Consider the following 22,938-nt stretch of genomic DNA (forward strand, 5'->3'; position numbering starts at 1 on the left):
ACGTGCTCCGACGACGGGCTGATCAGCGAAGCAGCAGGTTGGGCTGCAGCAGGTAGCGGAACGAGTCCGAGCCGGCGCGGTCGACCGAGGTCTGCGGCGTGATGAGCACGGGACTCAGCTTGTTCGCGTTCTCGCTCGAGGTGAACGTGATGCGCACGAACTCGCTCTTCACGGCGCCGAGCGACTCGAGCAGGTACTGGGGGTTCAGACCCAGGGTGACTTCGTCGCCGCCGAGCAGCGTCGCGTCGACGGACTCGGTGGCGCGAGCCTGCTCGGTGCCCGAGGCATCCATCGACACGCTGTCGGCCGTGAAGGTGAAGCGCAGCGGGGCCGAGCGGTCCAGGACGAGCGACACACGGCGCACGGCCTCGGCGAGCTCGGCGGTGTTGACGACCGCGTGGTGCTCGGTCTGCTCGGGGAACAGGCGCCGAACCGGCGGGAAGTTGCCCTTGATGAGCAGCGAGGTCACGGTCTTGTTGCCGGCTGTGAAGGCGATGATCTCGCGGTCACCCGATCCGGAGAAGGCGATCGAGATGTCGCCGCCGTGCGCGAACGTCTTGCCGACCTCGGTCAGGGTGCGCGCGGGCACGAGTGCGGTCGTCGACTCGTCGCTCGCTGTGGTGCCGCCGTCCCACGGAATCTCGCGGAGCGCGACGCGGTAGCGGTCGGTGGCGACGAGGCTGAGGCTCGTTCCCGAGACCTCGAGCTGCACGCCGGTGAGCACCGGGGTGACGTCGTCGCGCGATGCGGCGAACGCGACCTGCGCGATCGCGGTGGCGAAGTCCTCGGAGGGCACGAGACCGGAGTCACCGGTCACCTCGGGGATCGCGGGGTACTCCTGCACCGGCATCGAGGCGAGGGTGAAGCGCGCGGAACCACAGGTGAGCAGGATGCCGCCGTCTTCGTCGACCTCGATCTGGATCGGTGCGTTCGGCAGACGGCTGGCGATGTCGGAGAGCAGCCGGCCGTGGACGAGGATCGTGCCCGGCTCGTCGACGGTCGCCTCGATCGTGGTGCGCGCAGACGCTTCGTAGTCGAACGCGGCGAGCGAGAGGCCTTCAGCGGATGCCTCGATCAGCACGCCCGCGAGGATCGGCTGAGGGTTGCGCTGCGGCAGGAGTTTGACGACGAACGATACGGCTTCGCTGAACACATCGCGATTGACGTGGAACTTCACGAACGCTCCCTCTGCAGCGGGCCCTTCGACTGCGGGCTCGGGGTTCTCATGCTAGTGCCAGCCTCGGAGATTGCCAGTCCGCCGTCTCGTCTCGGGGCTTGTCCACCGCAAAGGTGATCGGACGGGTTTCATCACAAAGATTTCTTGTCATGGTGTTAACGGCTGTGGAAACTGTGGACAACTGCCGCGTTGCCAGTCGGGAGAGGGAAACCACACGCTTGTGAGTTGTGGAGACGCTCCGGAGAGCGATCGGAAAGACGAATGACAAAACCTGTGGAGTCCGCAATCCATCCACAGGTGTCCCCCGCTCGTTCACAGCAGTTTCCGCAGCTTGGGAGAGTTATCCACAGGTTTTCCACACTGTGCAGAACCGGAATAATGGCCCTGCTCCCCGCGCGTGTCAAGAACTTCTTCGGGCATATGCGACGAGGGGCCGGCGCGTCATGACGCACCGGCCCCTCGAAGGGTGTGGAGGACGGATCAGCGACCGTTGCGGCCGAGCTGAGCGGTGATCTCGGTCACCTGGTTGTAGATCGAGCGGCGCTCCTTCATGAGCTCGCTGATCTTCTTGTACGCGTACATCACGGTGGTGTGGTCGCGGTTGCCGAACAGCTGCCCGATCTTGGGCAGCGACAGGCTCGTGCGCTCGCGACACAGATACATGGCGATCTGACGCGCTGTGGCGACCGACTGCGAGCGGCTGGACCCGTAGAGGTCGTCGACGGTGAGCTTGAAGTAGGCCGCGGTCGCCGTGATGATGTCGGTCGGCGAGATGACGTTGGCATCGTCCTGGTCGACGATGTCGCGCAGCACCGTCTGGGCGAGCGACATGTCGAGCGTCGAGCGGTTGAGGCTCGCGAACGCCGAGACGCGGATGAGTGCGCCCTCGAGCTCGCGGATGTTGCTCGACACGACGGTCGCGATGTACTCCATGACCTCGTCGGGGATGTGGAGTCGCTCGGACTGCGCCTTCTTGCGGAGGATCGCGATACGCGTCTCGAGGTCGGGCGCCTGCACGTCGGTGATGAGGCCCCATTCGAACCGGCTGCGCATGCGGTCCTCGAAGCCGGTGAGGTGCTTCGGGGGCACGTCGCTCGTGATCACGACCTGCTTGTCGTGATCGTGCAGCTGATTGAACGTGTGGAAGAAGGCTTCCTGCGTCTCGGCGCGGCCCTGCAGGAACTGGATGTCGTCGATCAGGAGGATGTCGACATCCCGGTACCGCGCCTGGAACGCCGAGCCTCGGTTGTTGGCGATCGAGTTGATGAAGTCGTTGGTGAACTCTTCGCTCGACACGTACCGCACGCGGATGCCGGCGTAGAGGCTCAGCGCATAGTCGCCGATCGCGTGGAGGAGGTGGGTCTTGCCCAGACCCGAGTCGCCGTAGATGAAGAGCGGGTTGTAGGCCTTGGCCGGCGCCTCGGCGACCGCGACCGCCGCGGCATGGGCGAAGCGGTTGGACTGCCCGATGACGAAGTTGTCGAACGTGTACTTCGGGTTCAGTCGCGTATCGCTGCGCGAGACGGATGCTGTGTCCCCCGGTTCGTCGAGCGGCGGGCGTCCGACCGGCGGCCCGGACTGCAGTCCGACGGGCGACGCGATCGGCGCCGCCGTGGACTGGACCGGGATCGGTGCGGTGAGGTGCACGTCGGCGAGATCCGGGTTCACGACGACGCGGAAATTCGACGCGGGATCCTGGACGTCCTGGCCGACGCGCGTGAGCGCCTCGAGGATCGGCGCACGCATGCGCTTGGTGAACTGCGCCGCGGTCAGATCGTTGGGGACGTCGAGATAGAGCGTCCCGCCCATCACTCCCTGCGGAACGGCCAGGCTGATGAAGCCGTGCAGCTGCGGGGTGATGCGATCGTCTCGCACGAGTTCGTCCAGAACGGCCGTCCAGACCGGTACATCTGGAACTTCGTGCGGTGTCATGGCCCCCCCGGGTTGTTGATGATTCCACCGGAGGCCGCGGAAATGTCGGTGCAGGCCTGTGGATAACTGCCGGAGCCACGCTAGTCAGGAGGCGTCGCGTGAGCAAACTCCACTGTAGAACCGGCCTGCGTGTCGGTGCCAGGGTCGATCCCCTCTCCGGTGCATAATGACACGTTCTGCGCTCGGTTTGAGTTCTCGGGCAACTCGACGTAGCCTTAATCGGTTGACTTATGCCCTCGTGGCAGTCGCCCCTGTACACACGTCCCCGGTCTCGAGCGTCCCGGTGACACCTGATCGGAAGTAGTCCCCATGAGCAAGCGCACCTTCCAGCCCAACAACCGCCGCCGCGCCAAGAAGCACGGCTTCCGCGCCCGCATGCGCACGCGCGCCGGCCGTTCGATCCTGTCGGCTCGCCGCGCCAAGGGGCGCACCGAGCTCTCGGCCTGAGCCGAGCGGTGCTCGCGAGGCCGCACCGACTCACCCGCGGATCGGAGTACAAGGCCGTTGTCCGTCGGGGTCGTCGGTGTGCCGGAGCGCACACCATCACCTACGTGAACCGCGTCGTGACCGATGGTCCGGCGCGGTTCGGCTTCATCGTGAGCAAGCAGGTCGGTGGCGCCGTCGTGCGCAACACCGTCCGTCGCCGGCTCAAGGCGCTGTGCTTCGAGTCCATCGACTCGGTCGCGCCGGGCAGCGAGGTTGTGATCCGCGCACTGCCCAGTGCGGCATCCGCGTCCTTCGATGATCTGCGCAGCGACGTCGTGAAGTGCCTCGCACGGAGGGCCGCATGAGCGTTCTTCCCGCCTACGCGTTCGGAGACGCCGAGTTCGCGGCATCCGATTCCCTGCGCAGCATCCCTCTGCTCCCCCGCAACGCGCTGCTTGCGCTGCTGCACGGCTACCGTGCCACGATCTCGCACACCTACGGCGACGTCTGCAAGTACTACCCGTCGTGCTCGGCGTACGCCGTCGGCGCGGTGCAGCAGCACGGCGCCGTCGTCGGTTCGGCTCTGACCGCCGCGCGCATCGCACGCTGCCACCCCTGGGCGGTCGGCGGCGTCGACGACGTGCCGCCTCGCAAGAACTTCCGGCACGCACTGACCCGACACGGGTTCGTCGTGCCTGCCCCCACCGGAAAGGACTGATCCTCCGCATGGATCTCTTGTCAGCCCTCGCCTCGACGCCGTCGCCGTCCGCTCCGGCGACGAACGGCGGATTCGATCTCTTCGGGATCATCCTGTGGCCGCTCAAGTGGGCGGTCGAGGCGGTGCTCGTCTTCTGGCACTGGCTCTTCACCGCGATCGGGCTTCCGGCGGCCGACGGCATCACGTGGGTGCTGGCGATCGTGGGTCTGGTGATCGTCGTGCGCTCGGCGATGATCCCGCTCTTCGTTCGGCAGATCAAGAGCCAGCGCAAGATGATGGAAATCGCCCCTGAACTGCGGAAAGTCCAGGAGAAGTACAAGGGCAAGAAGGACCAGCTGTCTCGCGAGGCCATGAGCCGCGAGACGATGGCGCTGTACAAGAAGCACGGCACGACCCCGGTCTCGAGCTGCCTGCCGCTGCTCGTGCAGATGCCCGTCTTCTTCGCGCTGTTCAGCGTGCTCAACGACGTCACCAAGCACGCAACAGCCGGGATCGGCGGCGTGGGCCTTCTCAACGCGGAGCTGACCCAGGAGTTCTACAACGCGAAGCTGTTCGGCGTCGCTTCGCTGCACGAGACGCTGATCGACGCCGTCAACACGGGAAACACCCCGGCGATCATCATCCTCGTCGTGCTCGTCGTGCTGATGATCGTGTCGCAGTTCTTCACGCAGCTGCAGATCATCTCGAAGAACCTGTCCCCCGAGGCCAAGACCGGCCAGGCCTACCAGATGCAGAAGATCATGCTGTACATTCTGCCGCTGGGCTTCATCTTCTCGGGTGTCTTCTTCCCGCTCGGCGTCGTCATCTACTGGTTCGTGTCGAACCTGTGGACCATGGGCCAGCAGTTCCTCGTCATCCGTGAGATGCCGACCCCCGGCTCCGACGCGGCCAAGGCGCGCGAAGAGCGTCTCGCGAAGAAGGGCAAGGCGATCGATGCCTCGGGCAAGGTCGTCCCGATGGAGAAGTACGTCGCCGAGCAGCAGCGCCTCTATGAAGAGGCCGAGCGCGCGAAGGCAGCGGCGCCGAAGCGTCAGCAGCCCGTGAGCAAGCAGCGCGCGAAGAAGCAGGGTCAGAAGCAGCCCGGATCCGGTCAGAAGCAGGGCGACCAGGTCTCCGGTGGGACCGACCCGGGCAAGCCCGGCACCGGCTCCACTTCCTGAAGACCCCCACCGACGTCACACACGAGGATCACGCCATGACCACGTCACCTGAGTACGCCCCTGTCGACACGCGCGAAGAGCGGGTCCCCGCGACCGTCGCCCAGCTCGAGGAAGAAGGCGACGTCGCCGCCGACTTCATCGAGGGTCTGCTCGACATCGCCGACATCGACGGCGACCTCGATCTCGATGTGCGCGCGGGCCGCGCATACGTATCGGTCGAAGCGCCGTCCGGCGGATCGGTCGATCTGATCGCAGCACCCGACACCGTTCAGGCGCTCCAGGAGCTGACGCGCATCGCGGTGCAGAACCGCACCGGTCGCTTCTCGCGCCTGATCCTCGACATCGGCGGCTCGCGTGACGCTCGGCAGAACGAGTTGACCGCTCTCGTCGACCGCGCGATCGCCCGGCTGGATGACGGTGCCTCGCAGGCGTCGTTGCCGGCGATGTCGAGCTACGAGCGCAAGGTCGTCCACGACATCGTCGCGGAGCGCGGCTTCGTGTCCGAGTCGTACGGTGAGGGCGCCGACCGTCACACGGTGATCCGTCGCGGCTGAGCCGCGCGTTTCACGTGAAACAGTCGTGCTGAGCTTGTCGAAGAATCGATGATCGAGATCGAGCAGGAACCCCCGGCCGCCGCCGAGATCTTCGGCGACCGCGTCGACGTCGCGCGGAAGTTCGCCGAAGCCCTCGGACAGCACGGTGAAGAGCGCGGACTGATCGGTCCCCTTGAACCGCCGCGCCTCTGGTCGCGCCACATCCTGAACAGCGCGGTCATCGCTCCCCTGTTCTCCGGCCGCGTCGGTGACGTGGGGTCGGGCGCCGGCCTGCCCGGGCTCGTACTCGCGATCGCGCGTCCCGATGTCGAGTGGGTCCTCATCGAGCCGATGGAGCGCCGGGTCGCGTGGCTGTCGGAGCAGGCCGAGTCGCTCGAGCTGGACAACGTCGAGGTGCTGCGCGCTCGGGCCGAGGATTGGAAGCGCGGTCCTTCGCTGGATGCCGTCACTGCCCGTGCTGTGAGCGCCCTGCGCACCCTGGTGCCGATCACCGCTCCCCTGGTGCGCGACGGGGGCGAGCTCATCCTCCTCAAGGGGACGAGCGCCGCGAACGAGATCGAGGCAGCCGAGAAGCAGCTCCGCAAGTTCAAGGTGACGAACCCGCGCGTCGAGGTCGTCGGCGAAGGTCTGCTTCCCGAACCATCGCGGGTGATCCGAGCGACCGTACGCTGACGGCTGGTCGCCGACAGCTCGATTTTCGGCGGACATTCGGCGTGGCTGGCGTCGGTCTAGGACCGACGCCGCGGTTATGTTTCACGTGAAACGGCTTCGTTGTCGGGTCCGACAGCGCCTCCCCCGCACCACAAAGGATCGGCGACCGCCGAGTGTCACTCATCCCGCAGCGGTCGCAGTGAAGGCGGGAGCACCGATGTCCACCGTCGTCCGGCTGCCGAAGACGTACGGCTGGTCCGTCGGATGCAGCTCACCCTGCGTAAGCCAGGAGATGCGGGACCCCGCGGCCGTCGGCCTCGGATATTCGCTATGCGTGCCGCCTGTAAGAGGGGATGGACGTGCCCGAACTCTGCTGGCGGACGTGCGCGAACCGCGGAGTGCAGGCGCACACCGGAACCCTCACGGCGCGTCTCCGAGGCACAGCGTCGATCACGGTGTCCCGGATGCGGAGGACAGTGGGATCGCCACAGGTTGACCCGATTCCCCGTGACCTCCGGCCGGCTCGAACTCCCGAGGCCGGGGGCGAGCTCATGGTGTGTGGGATCGTCTACGTCGACCCCGCTGTCGCGGTTCTCCCACGGAGACTCTGTGTCCGCACGGTGAATGGGCCGGCGAGCAGCGAGTGCTCGTGTTGGCGCGACGATCGGGTGCTCGCCGGTATCCGCGGATAGGCGGATCCCTTCCATGTCCGCCGGACGTAGCCATGACGACAGCGTAGGCGTCATAGTTGCGTTGGTTGGCCACGTCGGATCTCGCACCCCCCTCGGGCTCACTCCCCTGCCGGCGAGTGATTTCGATGAAGGTCGTCACAGAGGTGCGACCCGCCTTCTCCGTCGGTGGCGACTGGATCGCGCGGGGGCGAAGGTGACCACGACGCAACACCGGCTGCATCTTGCGTCGCTGCGGGCGACGGATGCTGCGCCGCTTCAGCCGACCGTTGTGCGCTGCGGCTCCGTCCCGCCATGCCGAACCCCAGTTCGACGCGCGACGTCGCTGGCGCTGCAACCAAGAAGCTCCGCGCCCGATCATCGGGCCGCGGGCTCATCCGGGATGCCGCTGGTTGCGATCTCTTACGTCTCGCTGTGCCAACGGGCGCTGGTTGTCATTGCTCTGGAGCAGGCCCAGTCGTACAGGAAAACGTCGATCCGCGCTGTGACAGCGGCCGTCCGGCTTGGCCGCGGTGTTGTTCCCGCACGTGTGCCGTGCGCTGGTCGGGCACAGCGGTCATCTCCGCCACTGCCCCACGCCACGCCTGATCGCGGCTTGAGTGCGTTCGCGACGCGGTGGCTCAAGACGGCACGCATCTAGCCACCGCAAAGTCTCGGGAGGTGGGCGCCGGGAACAGCGGGTTTCTCTTCCGAGGAGGCTTGGGAGATCTGGTCGATCGCACCCGCCGCGCCGGCGGCACTGATCACGTTTCACGTGAAACATTTGGCGTCGAGGATGAGTGGATTGCCAGCTGTTCGGCGCAGGCGCTCTCCGACCCCAGTGCGGCGCCAACGCGAAGATCGAGGCGTCGTCGCACAGCGCAGCGGCGTCTTGCGGGGCCACTGAATTCAAGCTGGGCGGTGCCGCTGCCTTCCGAGGAGCCTCTTGTTTTCGGCCAACTGCGTCTTGAGTCATGTGGTCGACGACGTTTCACGTGAAACATGGCGCCGCCGCGGCCGGATCCACACGGGTCTCTCGACGTGGCGCGCTGTGTGGGGCGAGCGGGGCACGGATGCGGAGGTCTCGTCTGTGTCGGTTCTCGGAGCCTCGTTGGTGTGGTGTGTGCTGCGGAGCCAATGGGAGCACATGGAGGAGTACTGCCGCAGCACTGCGCGCCGCGACTCCCCCCGTAAGAAGTAGGTGGCGGAGTTGTCACGGGGGTGTCCGGTCGAATCCGGGGACATCCGATGCGTCCAGCGCGCTGTCTGCTTCCGCGACGCCTGCACCCGCCTCAGCGCGGAGGAGTATGACTGCCTAGCGGGCACCGTGTCCCGCGCCGTGTCGTCGATCAGGCAGGTTTCACGTGAACATGCGGCGGTAGACGCTGACCAATGACCGACCGCTCACCGCGTGACGCGCCGCCGGGAGGGGGCGTGGACGTCGACGCGGAGTGGCGCGGCGCCCACGTCCCCGAGCGTAGGCGACGTAGCTTCGCCGCGCTGCGCGCCTCGATTCTCGTTGATGCCGAGAGTGGAGGGCGTGCTGTCGCTGACGTGCATGGCCGCCGAAGGCTCCCGGGATCGCGGGCTTGTCGTGCGACGAAGCTGCCAGCACCGGGTCGACCGCGCCACGGGTGAGTGTTGTTGATCACGTTTCACGTGAAACACGCGGCGAGTCGGCTCAATGACTGTCCGCTCCATGCTGCGTGATCCGGCGTGAGCACGACCCGACTGGGGGTTGCGCGTCGCTTCCCGCAGCGTGCAGCAACGCTTCGCGGCGCAAAGTGAGACCCATCGGCGTACCGGCGCGTCGCTACCGCACACCATGAAGTAGTCCGTCTGAGCGCACGAGTCGGTGGCGAGACGCGCGCGGCCGTGCGCGCCGGCTCGCATTGCGCGCATTGACCCACCCTCCGCACGTGAGTGGACGCATCCTGCAGTTCAGAGCGGTGTGGACCGCGCAGGCAGAATGGCCGCGCCGCGGCGTGTGTTTCACGTGAACATTGGCAATTCTGGCTTGGTTCAGCCCACCCGATGGAAGCCGACCGCTGAAGGAGGCGGTGATGCCTGTCTGATTCCGCATTCGGCGCGCGTACGTCACGAACAGGATTTCGGCGCAGGCCCGGGGCTGTGCAAGCCGAAGTCGGAGCGGCGGATCAGCCGTGGAGGTCGGCTCGGGCGCTAGCGGGTGCGCTCCCGCAGTTAGGCTCACCGCTCGACGGGAAGCAGGAGGGTTCATCATGTGCACTCAGCAGCCGACCATGGGTTAGGCCGTGGTCGAGTCGCACTTTCCGATTCCGCTCGGTTTCGTCCCACTACGATCTCGACGTGGATCGAAACGCACGCGCCTACATCTGGCGCGGCGAGGAGCGATCACTCCCCGCTGACCTTCGCGAATGATCGCGCCGAGATCTTTGGATCGGCGCGCCTTGAGGGACATCCCGCTCGTCGTTGCCGCACTGCTACCTGGCTGTGACGGTGACCGCGCTCAACCCCGCCAGGGAGACGTTCTCGTCCAGCGGAAGAGCGCCAGCGCACCCGTGTTGACACCTGGAAGGCCCCTTGCGGTCACCGCCTCCGGCGGATTCCTGCGGAGTCGACCGGATCGAGCAGAGTCGCGCGATGGACGACGGGCGTCTGATGCTCGCGGCTCTCGCCTTCCCTGAGGCAACGGGAGATCCGCGAGCCTCGAGCATGTCTTTTCATCGAGCGATGACACTCACCGCCTTGCGACCGATGCCCCTCTCGAACGCTCCGCCGACTCGTCGCGTTTGTGCGCCCACAGGGGTCAAGTCAGCACGCTGCGAAAGTGGCGTGCTTGCGGTGGTCATGGGTAAAGTGCCGTCTCCTCAATGGGAAGTTGTAGCCAATCGGGCGGGGGGAAGATCCCCACGAGACCAGCTGAGGCAAAGGCTGCCGTTGTGCCGGCGGCGTGGTCGAAAGAGGCTCCCGCCGGGAGCCTGCGGGCGATGACGTGCCAGGTGCGATCGCGGGCTGCACAGCTGCGACCTCGAGGGGCTGGAGGTGTCTTCCGGGCGGAGTGAACCCGCGCCTCTTCGCTGCGCCCTGAACTGCTGCGGACCACGTCGACCGGACGGGTCTCTGGGCCGATCGTGCGCTGGCATGGCCTGTGCGAGGCGTCGTTCACGGGATCGTCGCCCGTGAAGAACCATGATCTCGCACGGCCAGGCCGCCCTAGCGGATCGAACAGGGCGGTGACCAACCATTCGCGATTGGCGCGATGCCCGGCGTCCCCAAGGAGACCGACGGCACACGACAGGCGAAGTTGTGCACCCTCGACAGGCGTACACCGCACGCACTACCGCCGGCGCGGGCTGGCGCGGAGCCCTTGCGGCGCGGAATTCCGGTTCTCGCGCGGGATCTCCTGATCCGGGACTGCCCGGTTCTCGCCGGCGATGTGTAGCGGAGAGTTCTTGCGCCGCAGGCTCCGTTTCACGTGAAACGGCGCGTGAGGCGAGTGCAGTCGATCAGCGCCAGCCTCTCGTCCGGTGGCGGGCGGACGCGCGTCACCGGACTGAGCATGCCTGCCTGGAGCGGTCCATGAGTAAGCGCTGTGGCGAGCGGTCCGCTCCAGAGAGCGGTGGAGAGGCGATCGGCCTGTGGCGTGCGGGCTCCACGTGTCGGAGCCCATCTGTCCAAGGTGATGAGGACTGCGGGGTTCCCCTCGATGCATGGTTTCACGTGAAACGGCGTGTGAGGCGAGTGCCGTCGACGAAGTGCCAGCCTCAGCATGCATGCCTGGAGCCTCCTCCATGAGCAAGCGCGCCGTCGCGAGCGGTCCGCCCCAGAGGGCGGTGCAGAGGTGATCTGCCTGCGGTGTGCGGGCTCCATGTGTCGGAGCCCCGTGTCGAAGGTGATGAGGATTGCGGGGTTTCCCTCGATGCATGGTTTCACGTGAAACGGCGCGTGAGGCGAGTGCGGTCGACCAAGCGACAGCCTGTCGGCCGGTGGCGCGCGGCCGCGTGTCACCGGACTCAGCACGCCTGCCTGGAGTAAGCATGAGCGATCGCGCTGTGGCGAGCGGTCCGCTCCAGAGGGCGGTGGAGAGGTGATCCGCCTGTGGTGTGCGGGCCCCACCTGTCGGAGTCCCACCTGTCGAAGGTGATGAAGATCGCGGGCTTCCCCTCCACGCATGGTTTCACGTGAAACATGCGCAGACTTCCGCCTGGCCGTCAGCCTCTCAAGGACGGCGACGAGTGATGTCGTTGAGCGGCAGGGCGCCATCGGTCTCCCGTCGCGGAATGGACCACTGCACCACTGCACATCGCCGGGTGGCGAGACCAGATGATCTGTACGGCAACCCCTCCCGCGCGCCACCCTCGTTGGCACGTGCAGATGCGCGCACTGATTCCCCGAGCGGCGCAGATTGATTCCTTGGGCAATGCGCGGCCCGAGCTCACTGCAACGTCATCGGCGAGTACCTACTGTTGGCGATCGTCAGTGAGTCGACCCGTCGCGGCGCCATGGCACCGCGACCGATGGGTCCTCTCCCCTAGCCCGCGCAAGGCGTGCTCGGCCGCAAGGTTGTCGTCGACCGGTGCGACAGAGGGCGCAGACGTCAGGCAACGATGTTCTATGAAGTCAGCGCGTGCGATGATGCAGCCTTGCGGTCGAGACGCACTGACGTGGATATCGAACTCGAAAGAACGGTTGGAACTTCACACGTGCCCCTCCGGAGGATGGGAAATAGTAACAGGTGACGAGCGGCCCTGAATCGGGCCGCTGAGCGCGTCGGTCTCGGTTCCTCACCGGATGGGTGCCATGGACAAGCCGCCGGGGAGTGAACTCATTCCGCAAGAAGCCGCGTCAGCTGCGTCCCGTCGAGTGAAGAGATGTCGCGATCGGTGGTGCAAGCCGGGCGCGACCGGGAGGCGGTCCGCGGAGCGCGCGCGTCTGAAGATCGCACGCGCCTGCCAGGGGTCTGCTGCAGAACTCTGCGGATTCTGCAACAACGCCGCAGGGAGTTTCACGTGAAACACGACGTCCACCACAGAACCGACCATCGTGGCTGCGAGTGTCGGGATGGGACGTTTGAAGCGAACGCGGGACGGGCTGGTGTCGGCTGTTCCGATACCGGACTGCAGCTATCAGACGCTGCCATTCACTGCCGCTGTCACACGTGAGCTTCGTCCGTTTCACGTGAAACGGACGGCACCGAAGCGCGGCGAGAACGCGTACGCGGCCCACACGTCCAGGCCGTAAACGACACCCGGAGACGGGGCCTTGGCACCCAAACGCGAACAGGTGGAACGGCTGACCCGGAGCGGGGTCGGGCGGGACAACCTGCCCGCTCCCGCACCACGTCACACGTGAATGCCTTGACTGACGAGCGGGCTGCGGTGCCCTACGGGCGCAGGGTGAACGCGGATGCCGCCTTGGCAGGTGCTGCGTCAGATGAGGGATTTCTCAGTCGCATCCGAGCGGCGGGTTGGCGTGCCCGAACGGTCCGCGCGGGGTTGACTAGGGACGGTGGATGATCCACCCGAAACGGTAAGGAACGAATGAATAAGTGGCTCCGGCGGCTGGGGATGGGGGGAAGGCGGGATAGGGTGGAAGACGATGTTGAGCGGCTCGGGCACGGGGGAGAGTTTCACGTGAAACAACCCGACGAGAGCGACGCTCAGGCATCCTTCTCGTCCGATGAGCCGCCGACCGTCTGGACACCGCAGTCTGCGGAACAGCAGGATGCGTCCGACCCGGTGCCCAGTGACAGCGAGATCCACTCGCACAGTGAGGGCGCTGTGTCCGACGGAGCCGCAGTCCCCGAGGAAGCCACGGTCCCCGAGGAAGCCACGGTCCCCGAGGAAGCCGCCGTTCCGGAAGAAGACGTCGTTCCCGACGAAGACCCCGTTCCCGACGAGCTCGCGGGCTCCCAGCAGGACGACGTGCCCGACGAGATCACCTCGCAGGACGACGAGGCTGAGCGTGCACACTCCGACGGCGATGTCGTATCGTCCGAGTACGCTGACCCCGCACCTGAAGTCATCGCATCCCTCGAGCGCCCCACCGTCACGCAGGAAGAGGAATCCCCCATCGTGCAGCAAGACGGCGCCGCTCTCGCGCAGGAAGAAGACGACTCCCCCATCGCGCGGGAGCTCGCAGACCTCACCGCACGTCGCAAGGCGCTCGAAGCCGCCGACGTGCAGCTCACCGGACGCACGCGTGTCCTCACCGTCTCGAACCAGAAGGGCGGAGTCGGCAAGACGACGACGACCGTCAACCTGGCCGCCGCGATGGCCGAGCGCGGGGCGAAGGTGCTCGTGATCGACCTCGACCCACAGGGCAACGCCTCGACGGCGCTGGGAGTGCCGCACACGGCGGATACGCCGAGTGTCTACGACGTGCTCATCGACGAGTTCCCGCTGGCCGACATCATCCAGGTGAGCCCGGAGTCACCCAATCTGCTCTGCGCGCCGAGCACCATCCACCTCGCGGGCGCCGAGATCGAGCTCGTGTCGCAGGTCGCACGCGAGCACCGACTGCGCGTCGCCGTCGACGACTATCTCGCGAACAATCCGGGCGAGCTCGACTTCATCCTCATCGACTGCCCGCCCTCGCTCGGGCTTCTCACGATCAACGCCTTCACCGCGGCGAGCGAGCTCCTCATCCCCATCCAGTGCGAGTACTACGCGCTCGAGGGACTGAGCCAGCTGCTCGGCACGGTGCGGATGATCCAGAAGCACCTCAACCCCCGCCTGGAGCTGTCGACCATCATGCTGACGATGTACGACGGGCGCACGAGGCTCGCGCAGCAGGTCGCCGACGAGGTGCGCGCCCACTTCCCGACCGAAGTGCTCGACACGATCATCCCGCGTTCGGTGCGCGTCTCAGAGGCGCCGAGTTTCGGGCAGTCGGTTCTCGCTTACGATGGACAGTCGGCCGGCGCCATCGCGTACCGCGAGGCGGCAGTCGAGATGATCCGGCGCGACAGCGCCTCGAATGAAAGGGGCGCGTGATGGCAGCGAAGCGCACAGGACTCGGCCGCGGAATCGGCGCACTGATCCCGACCAGCGAGCAGGCCGACGAGCGTCCCGCAGATGTCTTCTTCCCCCGCGCCGTCGCGGTGGCTGAGGCGGAGCCACCCGCAGAGACCGTCGAGTCCGACGGGCAGGAGGATCTCCTCGAGGTGCCCGGCGCCCGCCTGGCGCACATCGACCCGCACGACATCGTGCCCAACCCGCGTCAGCCCCGCACCAACTTCGACCCGGAGCACTTCGCGGAGCTCGTGCACAGCGTGCGCGAGTTCGGCGTACTGCAGCCCGTGGTCGTCCGGCTCAACGAGAAGGGCGACTACGAGCTCATCATGGGTGAGCGTCGTACGCGCGCCGCCCGTGAGGCCGGACTCTCCTCGATCCCCGCGATCGTGCGCGACACCGCTGACGAGCACCTGCTCCGCGACGCCCTGCTCGAGAACCTGCACCGCTCCGAGCTGAACGCCCTCGAAGAGGCCTCGGCGTACCAGCAGCTGCTCGAGGACTTCGGCATCACACAGGAAGAGCTCGCGACCCGCATCGGCCGCTCGCGTCCGCAGATCAGCAACACGATCCGCCTCCTCAAGCTCCCGATGCCGGTGCAGCAGCGGGTCGCCGCAGGGGTGCTCACCGCCGGTCACGCGCGCGCGATCCTGTCGCTCGAAGACCCGACGGCCATGCAGCGCTTCGCCGACAAGATCGTCAACGAGGATCTCTCCGTCCGTGCGGCGGAGGCTGCGGCGAAGCTTCCGGATGCCTCCCCCACCCGTTCCGTCAAGCCGCAGGCCGGCTCGCGCCGCGCCCACCTGGATGAAGTTGCAGGACGACTGGGCGATCGGCTCAACACCCGGGTGAAGATCGCGCTGACGGCACGAAAAGGCCAGATCAGCATCGACTTCGCGACGATTCAGGACCTCAACCGCATCCTCGCGGAGCTCGGTGAGACGGAGTACGGGGCCCTCGAGGCGTCATAGGCGCCCGAGCGCCCGAGCGCGCCGGCGCAGCGCTTCAGTCTCAGCGGCGTTGCCCGGCAACGCCGCCGCGGCGAGGAACGCCGCGGCTGCGGCATCCGTTCGTCCGAGTCGCTCCAGCAGCTCCGCGCGCACGGCAGGGAGAGGGCGGAACCCCGACAACTCGGGCTCGAGCGCGTCCACGACGGCGAGAGCGGGCTCAGGACCACGCGCCATGGAGAGCGCGACGGCGCGGTTGAGGCGGACGACGGCAGACGGCGCGAGCGACACGAGCGCGTCGTAGAGCCGGAGGATCTGCTCCCAGTCCGTTTCGCCGAACGACGGGGCGACCGCGTGGCACCGTGCGATGGCGGCCTGCAGGCCGTAGTAGCCGAGACCTCGATTCGATGCATCCGCGTGCTCCATCGCCTCCAGGCCGCGGGCGATCGCGGAACGATCCCATCGACGGCGGTCCTGGTCTTCCAGGGTCACCGGGAGGCCGTCGGTGTCGATGCGCGCGGCGAAGCGCGACGACTGGAACTCCATGAGCGCGATGAGCGACCAGATCTCGGGCTCAGGCGGCATGAGCGCGGCGAGCTGCCGACCCAGCCGCACCGCCTCGCGCGCGACGTCGGGACGGATGACCCCCTCCCCTTCCGCCGCCGAGTACCCCTCGGTGAAGAGGAGATAGATCACCTGGAGCACGCTCGCCAGCCGTGCCGGCCGTTCGGCACGGTCGGGCACCTCGAACGGCACGCCCTCTGCCGCGAGGGTCCGCTTGGCCCGCACGATGCGCTGCTGCACCGTCGGCACGGTCATCAGCAGCGCCCGCGCGATCTGCTCGGTGGTGAGACCGGCCACCGTGCGCAGGGTGAGGGCGAGGCGCGCCTGTGCCGGGAGCACCGGGTGGCAGGCGACGAAGACGAGACGCAGCACGTCGTCGTCGATGCGGTCGGGGTCGGCGTCGTCGGGCACCGAGTCGATCGCCTCGGTCACGAGAGCCTCCGAGACGAACAGGGGCTCGCGCTGCGACATCCGCTCGCGCCGTCGCCACCCGTCGATCGCGCGCCGCTTGGCGACCGACATGAGCCAGGCTCCCGGATTGTCAGGGATGCCGCTGCCCGGCCACGCGGCGAGGGCTTCGACGAGCGCCTCTTGGGCGAGATCCTCGGCCCATGCGAAGTCTCCGGTGTGCCGCGTCAGCGCCGAGACGATGCGCGCGGACTCGTCGCGCCACACGGCTTCGACCGCACGGCGCGCGTGGGCATCGTCGTGTGAGGTCATGCTGCCAGCGTAGGCGCGTGACCCACGGTGTCGGGATCGGCACGTACCCTGGATTGATGGCGAACGACGAGCAGACCCCGCGGCGACGTGCGAGCCTCGAGCTGCTCCGTGCCGAAGCCGCTGACGAGCTCTCGGTGCTGGTGCATGAGCGCCTCCGTGCCGGCGAGGACCCGTGGGAGTTCATGGAGGATCTGCCGTCCGTCGACGAGCTCGTCGTGTATCTGCTCCGCGCCGAGAACATCGCCGCCGACGGCGGGGCGCGCCCGAACGCCAGCCGCCACTACCGCGTGCTGAGGCAGATCGCCATCGACTATCCCCCGCTCACCCGCGCCGTGTGGTCGTTGCTGGGTGACGCGAACACGCACCGCCGGTGGGACCCGACGGTGCGTGCCGAAGCGAGCTGAAGCGCGCAGCTCACGAGTCACGAGTTGGCGGCACGCCACTCCTTCTCCTTGGCGATCCACTCGTCGTTCTGGTCGAAATCGCTGAGCTCGTTGACGCGACGCACCTCGAGTGCGGTGCCGGGGCCCAGTGGGCACTTGCGCGCCCAGTGCTCGGCCTCCTCTCGGGAGGCGACCTCGAGAATCCAGAAGCCGGTGAAGACCTCGCGCGCTTCGGCGAACGGTCCGTCGGTCACCGCGGGCGGGACCGAGTCGAAGTCGACCCGGAAGCCCTCGGCGGCGTCGGACAGCCCCTCGGCGCTCAGGAACACTCCGGCCTTCTGCAGCTCTTCGTTGTACGCGCCCATGGCGGCGTACGCCTCCGCCATGTCGAACGCCTCGGGATCGAATGCCGCAGCAGCCTCGGCACCGACCTGCATGATGAGCATGTAACGCATGGGAATCCCTTTCGTCGGGGCGATCGTGGCCCGGTTGGAGGCCCGTCCGGGCCCCTTCACCATGTGCGTCGAACCAGCCTCCCGCAGATCGACATCGCCCACGAAGATTCTCGACGGAATCTCGGATGCCGGAAACAGCATATTGAGGAAATCCCCGGTAGGAATGCGAAAACCCCGCCGAACGGGTCGGCGGGGTCTTCGGGAAGCGTGAGGGGACTCAGCCGATGTAGGCCGCGAGATCCTGCTCGAGCGCGAACTTCGGCTTGGCGCCGATGATGGTCGTCTCGACCGCGCCCTTGTTGAACACCTTCATCGCGGGGATGGAGGTGATCTGGTACTTCATCGCGAGGTCGGGGTTCTCGTCCACGTTGAGCTTGAGGATCGTGATCTTGTCGGGGTGCTCCGACTGGATCTGGTCGAGGACGGGCGAGACCATGCGACACGGGCCGCACCACTCCGCCCAGAAGTCCACGAGCACCGGACCCTCGGCCTGGAGCACGTCCTGCTCGAACGTGGCGGAAGTCGTCGCCTTGGCGGTCATCTGTGTTTCTCCTTCTCTGGGAAGTCTGTCCACGCTCATTCAACGCGAGAGGGGCGTGAAGTGTTCCCGGGCTTGTGCGGCGCCCGGTCGAGCGCTATGCGGCGTCGACCTTGGCGACCGGCTCGGCGCCGGGAAGTCCGTCGATCTCGGCGGCGTCGGGGGCGGGAGCGCCGGCCTCGCCGAGCGCGGCGAGGAAGTGCTCGACGTCCAGGGCCGCGACGGTGCCGCTGCCCGCGGCGGTGACGGCCTGACGGTAGGTCGGGTCGATCACGTCACCGGCGGCGAACACACCGGGCACCGACGTGCGCGACGAGCGGCCATCGACCCACACGGTGCCCTCGGCGGTGAGGTCGAGCTTGTCGTGCACGAGGTGCGTGCGCGGGTCGTTGCCGATCGCGACGAACACGCCGTCCAGCGCCAGGTCGCGACGCGAGCCGTCGACGGTGTCCTCGAGCACGACGCCGGTGACCGCCTCGTCGCCGAGGATGTCGACGACCTCGCTGTTCCAGACGAACTCGATCTTGTCGTTCTTGAACGCCCGCTCCTGCATGATCTTCGAGGCGCGCAGCTCGTCACGACGGTGGATGATGTACACCTTCGACGCGAACTTGGTGAGGAAGGTGGCCTCCTCCATCGCGGAGTCGCCGCCGCCGACCACGGCGATCACGCGCTCGCGGAAGAAGAATCCGTCGCAGGTCGCGCAGTACGACACGCCGCGGCCGGACAGGCGGGCTTCGCCCTCGATGCCGATCTTGCGGGGAGCGGAACCGGTCGCGAACACCAGCGCGTCCGCCTCGTGGGAGGCGCCGCTGCCGAGGGTGACCTTCTTGACGGGGCCGTCGATGTCGAGCGAGACGACGTCGTCGTAGAGCACTTCCGCGCCGAACCGCTCGGCCTGCTCCTGCATCTTCGCCATGAGGTCAGGACCCATGATCGCCTCGGGGAACCCGGGGAAGTTCTCGACCTCGGTGGTGTTCATCAGCTCGCCGCCGGCCTCGACCGAGCTCGCCACGACGAGCGGGCTCAGGTTGGCCCGTGCGGCGTAGATGGCCGCCGTGTAACCCGCGGGACCCGAACCGATGATGATGACCTGACGCACGTGCGCACCTTTCCTCGTGAAGCCTCGCGGAACGTCCCATGACACGCGCGATGGCTCCGGATGCCTCAACACATGGTAACCGCGCGGCATTCCGTGACCCGTCCCCCGCGCCCCGGCGGGACACATGGGCCGGTGGTCTCAGCGGCGGCCGGGCAGGAAGCGGCGCACGAGGCCGGTGGCGACCGCCAGCTCGGGCGCGCGGAAGACGGCGAGGATGCCGACATACACCGCGATGACCACGATGCCGATGACGGCGGCGCCCGCGGCACCCAGGATCTTGTCGGACACCGTCCAGCCGTCGACGCCGCCCAGCAGCTCGAACGTCAGCCAGCCGACGACACCCGCAGGAACCGCGGCCAGTGCGAACCTCCCGAGCGCCCACAGCCATGAGCCGACGTGGATGCTTCCCAGCCGCCGATGCAGCAGCCAGGTCGCGACGATCACCTGCACGACACTGGCGAAAGACTGACCCAGAGCGACCGCGGCGACCAGTTGGGCGGAAGGGAGCACGCCTTCGTGGAAGGCCCACAGCGCGCCCCAGGCGGTGAGGACGACGATCGCGCACTGCAGGATCGTGAAGAAGAAGGGGGTCCGGGTGTCGTCGTAGGCGTAGAAGCTGCGCTGAACGACGAACAGCACGGCGAGCGGGATCAGGCTCACGAGGTAGCAGAGAAGCACCCCCGCTGCGGCGACCGCTTCGTCGGGGCTGCCGGTGAAGATACGCGACGCGGGAATGGCGGCGGCAGCGAGCGCGGCCGTGGCGGCGACCACGAACACTCCGAGCGTGCGGATGCTGCGACCGATGTCGCCCCGCACCTCACCGTCGCGGCCCGCCGCGGCGTGCTCGCTCAACTGGGTGAAGTACGGGGTGCCGATCGACAGCACGATGATCGAGTACGGGAGCATGAACAGCAGCCACGCGTTCTGCGCCACGAAGACGCCCGGGTCGCCCTTGGGGATCTCCGACATGACCTGCGACTGGACCAGTCCGGCGAGCTGACCCGCGACGACCATGAGGAAGGTCCAGCCGGCGAGCTTTCCGATCTGCCCGAGTCCCACGCCTTTCCAGCCGAAGTCGGGGCGGATGTGCAGTCCTGTCTGCCGCCAGAAGAGGAAGAGGATCCCCGTCTGTACCACGATGCCGAGCGTCGCGGTACCCGCGAGCACCGCGATCATCTCGGGCGTCCACGCCGTCGCGGAACCCGTCGGGCCGAAGAGCCAGATGAAGACGAGGAAACCGGCGATCGACACGATGTTGTTGACGATGGGTGCCCATGTGTAGGGCCCGTACACGCGCCGAGCATTGAGGGATTCGCCGACGAGCGCGAACAGACCGTAGAAGAAGATCTGCGGCAGACACCAGTAGGCGAATGCCGTTGCCAAGGCCTGCTGCTGAGGGGGATAGCCGGGCGCGTACAGGGCGACGAGCCACGGAGCTGCGATCGTGGCGAGGACGGCGGTCCCGAGGAGCACGACCGTCCCGAGGGTGAAGAGCTTCGAGACGAAGGCGCGCCCACCGTCGTCATGGGCGGCGGCCTTGACGATCTGGGGCACGACGACGGCGCTCAGGAGGCCTGTCGAGATGATCGCGTAGATGTTGTTCGGGAGTTGATTCGCGATCGCGAACGCGTTGCCCCCTGCGGTGGTCGCGCCGATGGCCGACACCAGCACGACGGAGCGGAGGAAGCCGGTGAGGCGCGACACGATCGTGCCCGCGCCGATGAGCGCACTGGCGCGCCCGATCCCGCTCACCGCTCGTCCCCTTCGGTGGGCGTGGGGACCGTTCCCTTGCGCTTGCGGCGCATGCGCAGCACGGTGCGTGCGATGCCGAACAGGAGGAGGATGCCGACGAGCACCGCCAGGGCGGTGATGCCGACGGCCTCCCAGTCGGCGTAGACGTTGATCTCGACGGATTCGGGCTCGCCGATGGCGACGAAGGCGGGGCTGCGCAGCTGCAGGGTCAGGGTGACGTCGCCGCGGCCCACGCGGGCCTGCACCGGCACCTCGACGCGGGTGTTGCTCTGCGGTGTCGCGACGATCGGCGTCTCGCCCTGCACGTCGAGCCGCAGGTTGTCACGGGTCGTGTACAGCACGAGGTTGACCGGGTACGGCAGGTCGTTGCGCACCCAGAATCGGAGGGCGGCGCTCGACCCGTAGAGGTCGCTGGGGCTGGTGGGCAGGAGTGCGACCGAGTCCAGGGTGCCGGCGGTCGCGGCGCGGTGGTCGGCGAGCTCCGTCGACCAGGTGGCGTCGCCGATCCACGCGACGCCGAGCAGCTGCAGGATGTCGGCGCGCTCGGGTCCGGTCAGCATCGACGGCTGGTCGAGGATCGTGGCGAACCGGGCGAGCTCGCTTTCGTCGGCGACGAGAGCGGATGCCGCGGCCGCGCGCTCGGGCGAAGACTCCACGCCGGTCAGCTCGAGGTCGAACGCCTCCCCCGCTGCGACCGTCGCGATGGTGCGGGGCGTCACGTCGGGGGCGGAGAAGGCCGCGGAGATCGCGGCGCCGAGCTCGACGCGCGAGCGTCCGTCGCCGCGGCCGACGGTGACGAGCAGGGGCCCGTCGGTCTCGGCCGCAGCGAAGGCGAGGTAGGCGGTGGCCGTGGTGAGCGGGGCGCCCCGCAGCCAGGACTCCTCCTGCTGGGATGCGTCATCGAGCGCGGCGGAGACGTCGCTGTCGTAGACGAGCACCTCGCCGGCGCCGACCCGGCCGTGCGCCGAGACGGTGCGGCCGTCGGAGCCGGCATCCGTCGTCGACGACGGGATGAGCGTGACAGGGGCGGTGCCGTCGGCGGTCGCGATGTCGGCGAGGTGGGAGACGATCTGCTCGTCCGCCGTGCCGTCGGCGGGCCAGTACACGCCCTGGCGGGTGGCGGGGCCGACGACCAGGAGCTCGTCGGTGCTCGGGAGTGCGCTGTCGGGCTGTGGGGTGGGTGCGGTGGTCGGCTCATCCGACGGCGCCGGGGTGGGCGTCGGGGTCGGAGTCGGCGTCGGCGTCGCGAAGTTCGACGACGACATGTACGCGCTGAACGAGGTGGGCTGCAGCGGACGCGGGAGGCCCGCCTGCAGCTGCGCGGTGACGTCGGCGTCGCCGAACTGCAGGGCGAAGCGCGAGTTCTGGATGGCCTCGAGCCGCGAAAGCCACTCGAGCGCGGACTCGGGAGCCGAGGTGCCGAGCACCCGGATCGACGCGGGCACGGCCGGGTCGACCGCGAGGATGGCGGCGGTGCCGGTGACCCCGTCGAGCTGGTTGGTGAGATCGCCGTCCGCTGCGGTGAGCTCGGCCAGCTGTTCCGCGGTGAGCAGGCCCTCGCTGAGAGGACCTGCGGTGATCGGCACGACCACGCCGATGCCGACGTCGATGGCCTCGGTGGGCGGCACGATCATCGCGCTCGTCGACGTGACGGTGCCCTCCGCGGCGGGGTACGACGCCGCGAGCGGGTAGACGCCCGGGGCGAGGCCGGCGAGGGCAGGGTCGTCGGCTGCGACCGTGATGCCGCGGACCTGGAAGCCGCCGGGCTCGACAGCGGCGATCGAGTCGGTGCCGATCGGCTCCAGCGCGAGCTCGGGCGAGCTGCCGTCGAGCCAGTCGCCCAGGTCGTCGCGGTCGGCGAGCGGCGTGCGTCCGAGGGAGAGGGTGACGGTCGCGGCCGCGAGCTCCGCATCCGTCCCGTTCTGGATCGAGACCGACACGCTCAGCGCATCGCCCGGGTTCACGATGCCGTTGGCGACCGGCGACAGGGTGAACACGGTGGTGCCGGCGGGGACCGCGGAGCTCACGCTCGGCGAGGGGATCGGTGTCGGATCCGCCGCGATCGCCGGAGCGGGCAGCAGAAGTGCGGCGAGCACGGCTCCGGCCGCCATGGCGGCGGTCACGAGACGCGGTGCGCGGCGCGGGGCACGCCGCGGGGCTCGCGGTGAAGTCACGATCATCCTGTCGGGGGGTTCG

17 protein-coding genes are annotated in these 22,938 nt (G+C 67.8%); 9 read left to right on the forward strand and 8 right to left on the reverse strand.

Features of this window, described 5'->3' with window-relative positions:
• Positions 1–22: 22 nt before the first annotated feature.
• Together dnaN and dnaA are read right to left on the reverse strand one after the other, a co-directional pair.
• Complete coding sequence (gene dnaN, locus Q9R33_RS08735; protein WP_056365554.1) at positions 23–1,177, reverse strand: DNA polymerase III subunit beta; 1,155 nt, start codon at positions 1,175–1,177, stop codon at positions 23–25.
• A gap of 480 nt (positions 1,178–1,657) precedes the next feature.
• Positions 1,658–3,109, reverse strand: coding sequence for a chromosomal replication initiator protein DnaA (dnaA, locus tag Q9R33_RS08740; RefSeq protein WP_056365557.1), 1,452 nt, complete (start codon positions 3,107–3,109; stop codon positions 1,658–1,660).
• Between the two features lie 309 nt (positions 3,110–3,418).
• On the opposite strand from dnaA, the gene rpmH reads away from it, so the two are divergent.
• From rpmH to Q9R33_RS08780, 8 genes are all read left to right on the forward strand, one after another.
• Positions 3,419–3,556: a 50S ribosomal protein L34 gene (rpmH, locus tag Q9R33_RS08745; RefSeq protein ID WP_005054680.1), complete on the forward strand. Its 138-nt coding sequence runs from the start codon at positions 3,419–3,421 to the stop codon at positions 3,554–3,556.
• A gap of 8 nt (positions 3,557–3,564) precedes the next feature.
• Positions 3,565–3,900 carry a ribonuclease P protein component gene (rnpA, locus tag Q9R33_RS08750; RefSeq protein ID WP_056365562.1) on the forward strand — a complete coding sequence of 112 codons (336 nt, stop codon included), beginning with the start codon at positions 3,565–3,567 and terminating at the stop codon, positions 3,898–3,900.
• The gene (gene yidD, locus Q9R33_RS08755; RefSeq protein ID WP_045301961.1) at positions 3,897–4,253 is read left to right on the forward strand and encodes a membrane protein insertion efficiency factor YidD; all 357 of its coding nucleotides are present in this window, start codon (positions 3,897–3,899) and stop codon (positions 4,251–4,253) included. The genes rnpA and yidD overlap by 4 nt, the downstream gene beginning before the upstream one ends.
• Positions 4,254–4,261: 8 nt before the next feature.
• Positions 4,262–5,413, forward strand: a complete 1,152-nt coding sequence (gene yidC / locus Q9R33_RS08760; protein ID WP_311293502.1) for a membrane protein insertase YidC — start codon at positions 4,262–4,264, stop codon at positions 5,411–5,413.
• 35 nt (positions 5,414–5,448) lie between these two features.
• Positions 5,449–5,967 (forward strand): R3H domain-containing nucleic acid-binding protein, encoded by a 519-nt coding sequence (locus Q9R33_RS08765; protein ID WP_056365571.1) that lies wholly within the window; start codon positions 5,449–5,451, stop codon positions 5,965–5,967.
• A gap of 48 nt (positions 5,968–6,015) precedes the next feature.
• Positions 6,016–6,639, forward strand: coding sequence for a 16S rRNA (guanine(527)-N(7))-methyltransferase RsmG (gene rsmG, locus Q9R33_RS08770; RefSeq protein ID WP_310244231.1), 624 nt, complete (start codon positions 6,016–6,018; stop codon positions 6,637–6,639).
• Between the two features lie 6,700 nt (positions 6,640–13,339).
• Positions 13,340–14,263, forward strand: coding sequence for a ParA family protein (locus Q9R33_RS08775; RefSeq protein WP_056366677.1), 924 nt, complete (start codon positions 13,340–13,342; stop codon positions 14,261–14,263).
• Entirely contained in the window at positions 14,263–15,252 is a 990-nt protein-coding gene (locus Q9R33_RS08780; protein ID WP_311293503.1) for a ParB/RepB/Spo0J family partition protein, read from the forward strand. Before Q9R33_RS08775 ends, Q9R33_RS08780 begins: the two co-directional genes overlap by 1 nt.
• Here the strand turns inward: Q9R33_RS08780 and Q9R33_RS08785 are convergent.
• A complete protein-coding gene (locus Q9R33_RS08785; RefSeq protein WP_311293504.1) occupies positions 15,247–16,512 on the reverse strand; it encodes a sigma-70 family RNA polymerase sigma factor in 1,266 nt (421 codons plus the stop codon). The two genes, Q9R33_RS08780 and Q9R33_RS08785, sit on opposite strands and share 6 nt — an antisense overlap.
• Positions 16,513–16,568: 56 nt before the next feature.
• Here Q9R33_RS08785 and Q9R33_RS08790 point away from each other — a divergent pair, with 56 nt between their 5' ends.
• Positions 16,569–16,916, forward strand: coding sequence for a tryptophan synthase subunit alpha (locus Q9R33_RS08790; protein WP_311293505.1), 348 nt, complete (start codon positions 16,569–16,571; stop codon positions 16,914–16,916).
• A 17-nt stretch (positions 16,917–16,933) separates the two neighbouring features.
• Here Q9R33_RS08790 and Q9R33_RS08795 read toward each other — a convergent pair whose 3' ends face one another.
• The 5 genes from Q9R33_RS08795 to Q9R33_RS08815 form a co-directional block, all read right to left on the reverse strand.
• Positions 16,934–17,350 carry a YciI family protein gene (locus tag Q9R33_RS08795; RefSeq protein WP_056366681.1) on the reverse strand — a complete coding sequence of 139 codons (417 nt, stop codon included), beginning with the start codon at positions 17,348–17,350 and terminating at the stop codon, positions 16,934–16,936.
• A 217-nt stretch (positions 17,351–17,567) separates the two neighbouring features.
• On the reverse strand, positions 17,568–17,891 hold the full coding sequence (trxA, locus tag Q9R33_RS08800; RefSeq protein WP_045301944.1) for a thioredoxin: 324 nt from the start codon (positions 17,889–17,891) through the stop codon (positions 17,568–17,570).
• 94 nt (positions 17,892–17,985) lie between these two features.
• The gene (gene trxB, locus Q9R33_RS08805) at positions 17,986–18,990 is read right to left on the reverse strand and encodes a thioredoxin-disulfide reductase (RefSeq protein ID WP_045301942.1); all 1,005 of its coding nucleotides are present in this window, start codon (positions 18,988–18,990) and stop codon (positions 17,986–17,988) included.
• A gap of 138 nt (positions 18,991–19,128) precedes the next feature.
• Positions 19,129–20,742 (reverse strand): murein biosynthesis integral membrane protein MurJ, encoded by a 1,614-nt coding sequence (gene murJ / locus Q9R33_RS08810; protein WP_310244222.1) that lies wholly within the window; start codon positions 20,740–20,742, stop codon positions 19,129–19,131.
• The gene (locus Q9R33_RS08815; RefSeq protein ID WP_311293506.1) at positions 20,739–22,916 is read right to left on the reverse strand and encodes a DUF6049 family protein; all 2,178 of its coding nucleotides are present in this window, start codon (positions 22,914–22,916) and stop codon (positions 20,739–20,741) included. The genes murJ and Q9R33_RS08815 overlap by 4 nt, the downstream gene beginning before the upstream one ends.
• Between the last annotated feature and the right edge of the window lie 22 nt (positions 22,917–22,938).

Source organism: Microbacterium sp. PRC9 (genome assembly GCF_031844125.1).
GTDB lineage: Bacteria > Actinomycetota > Actinomycetes > Actinomycetales > Microbacteriaceae > Microbacterium.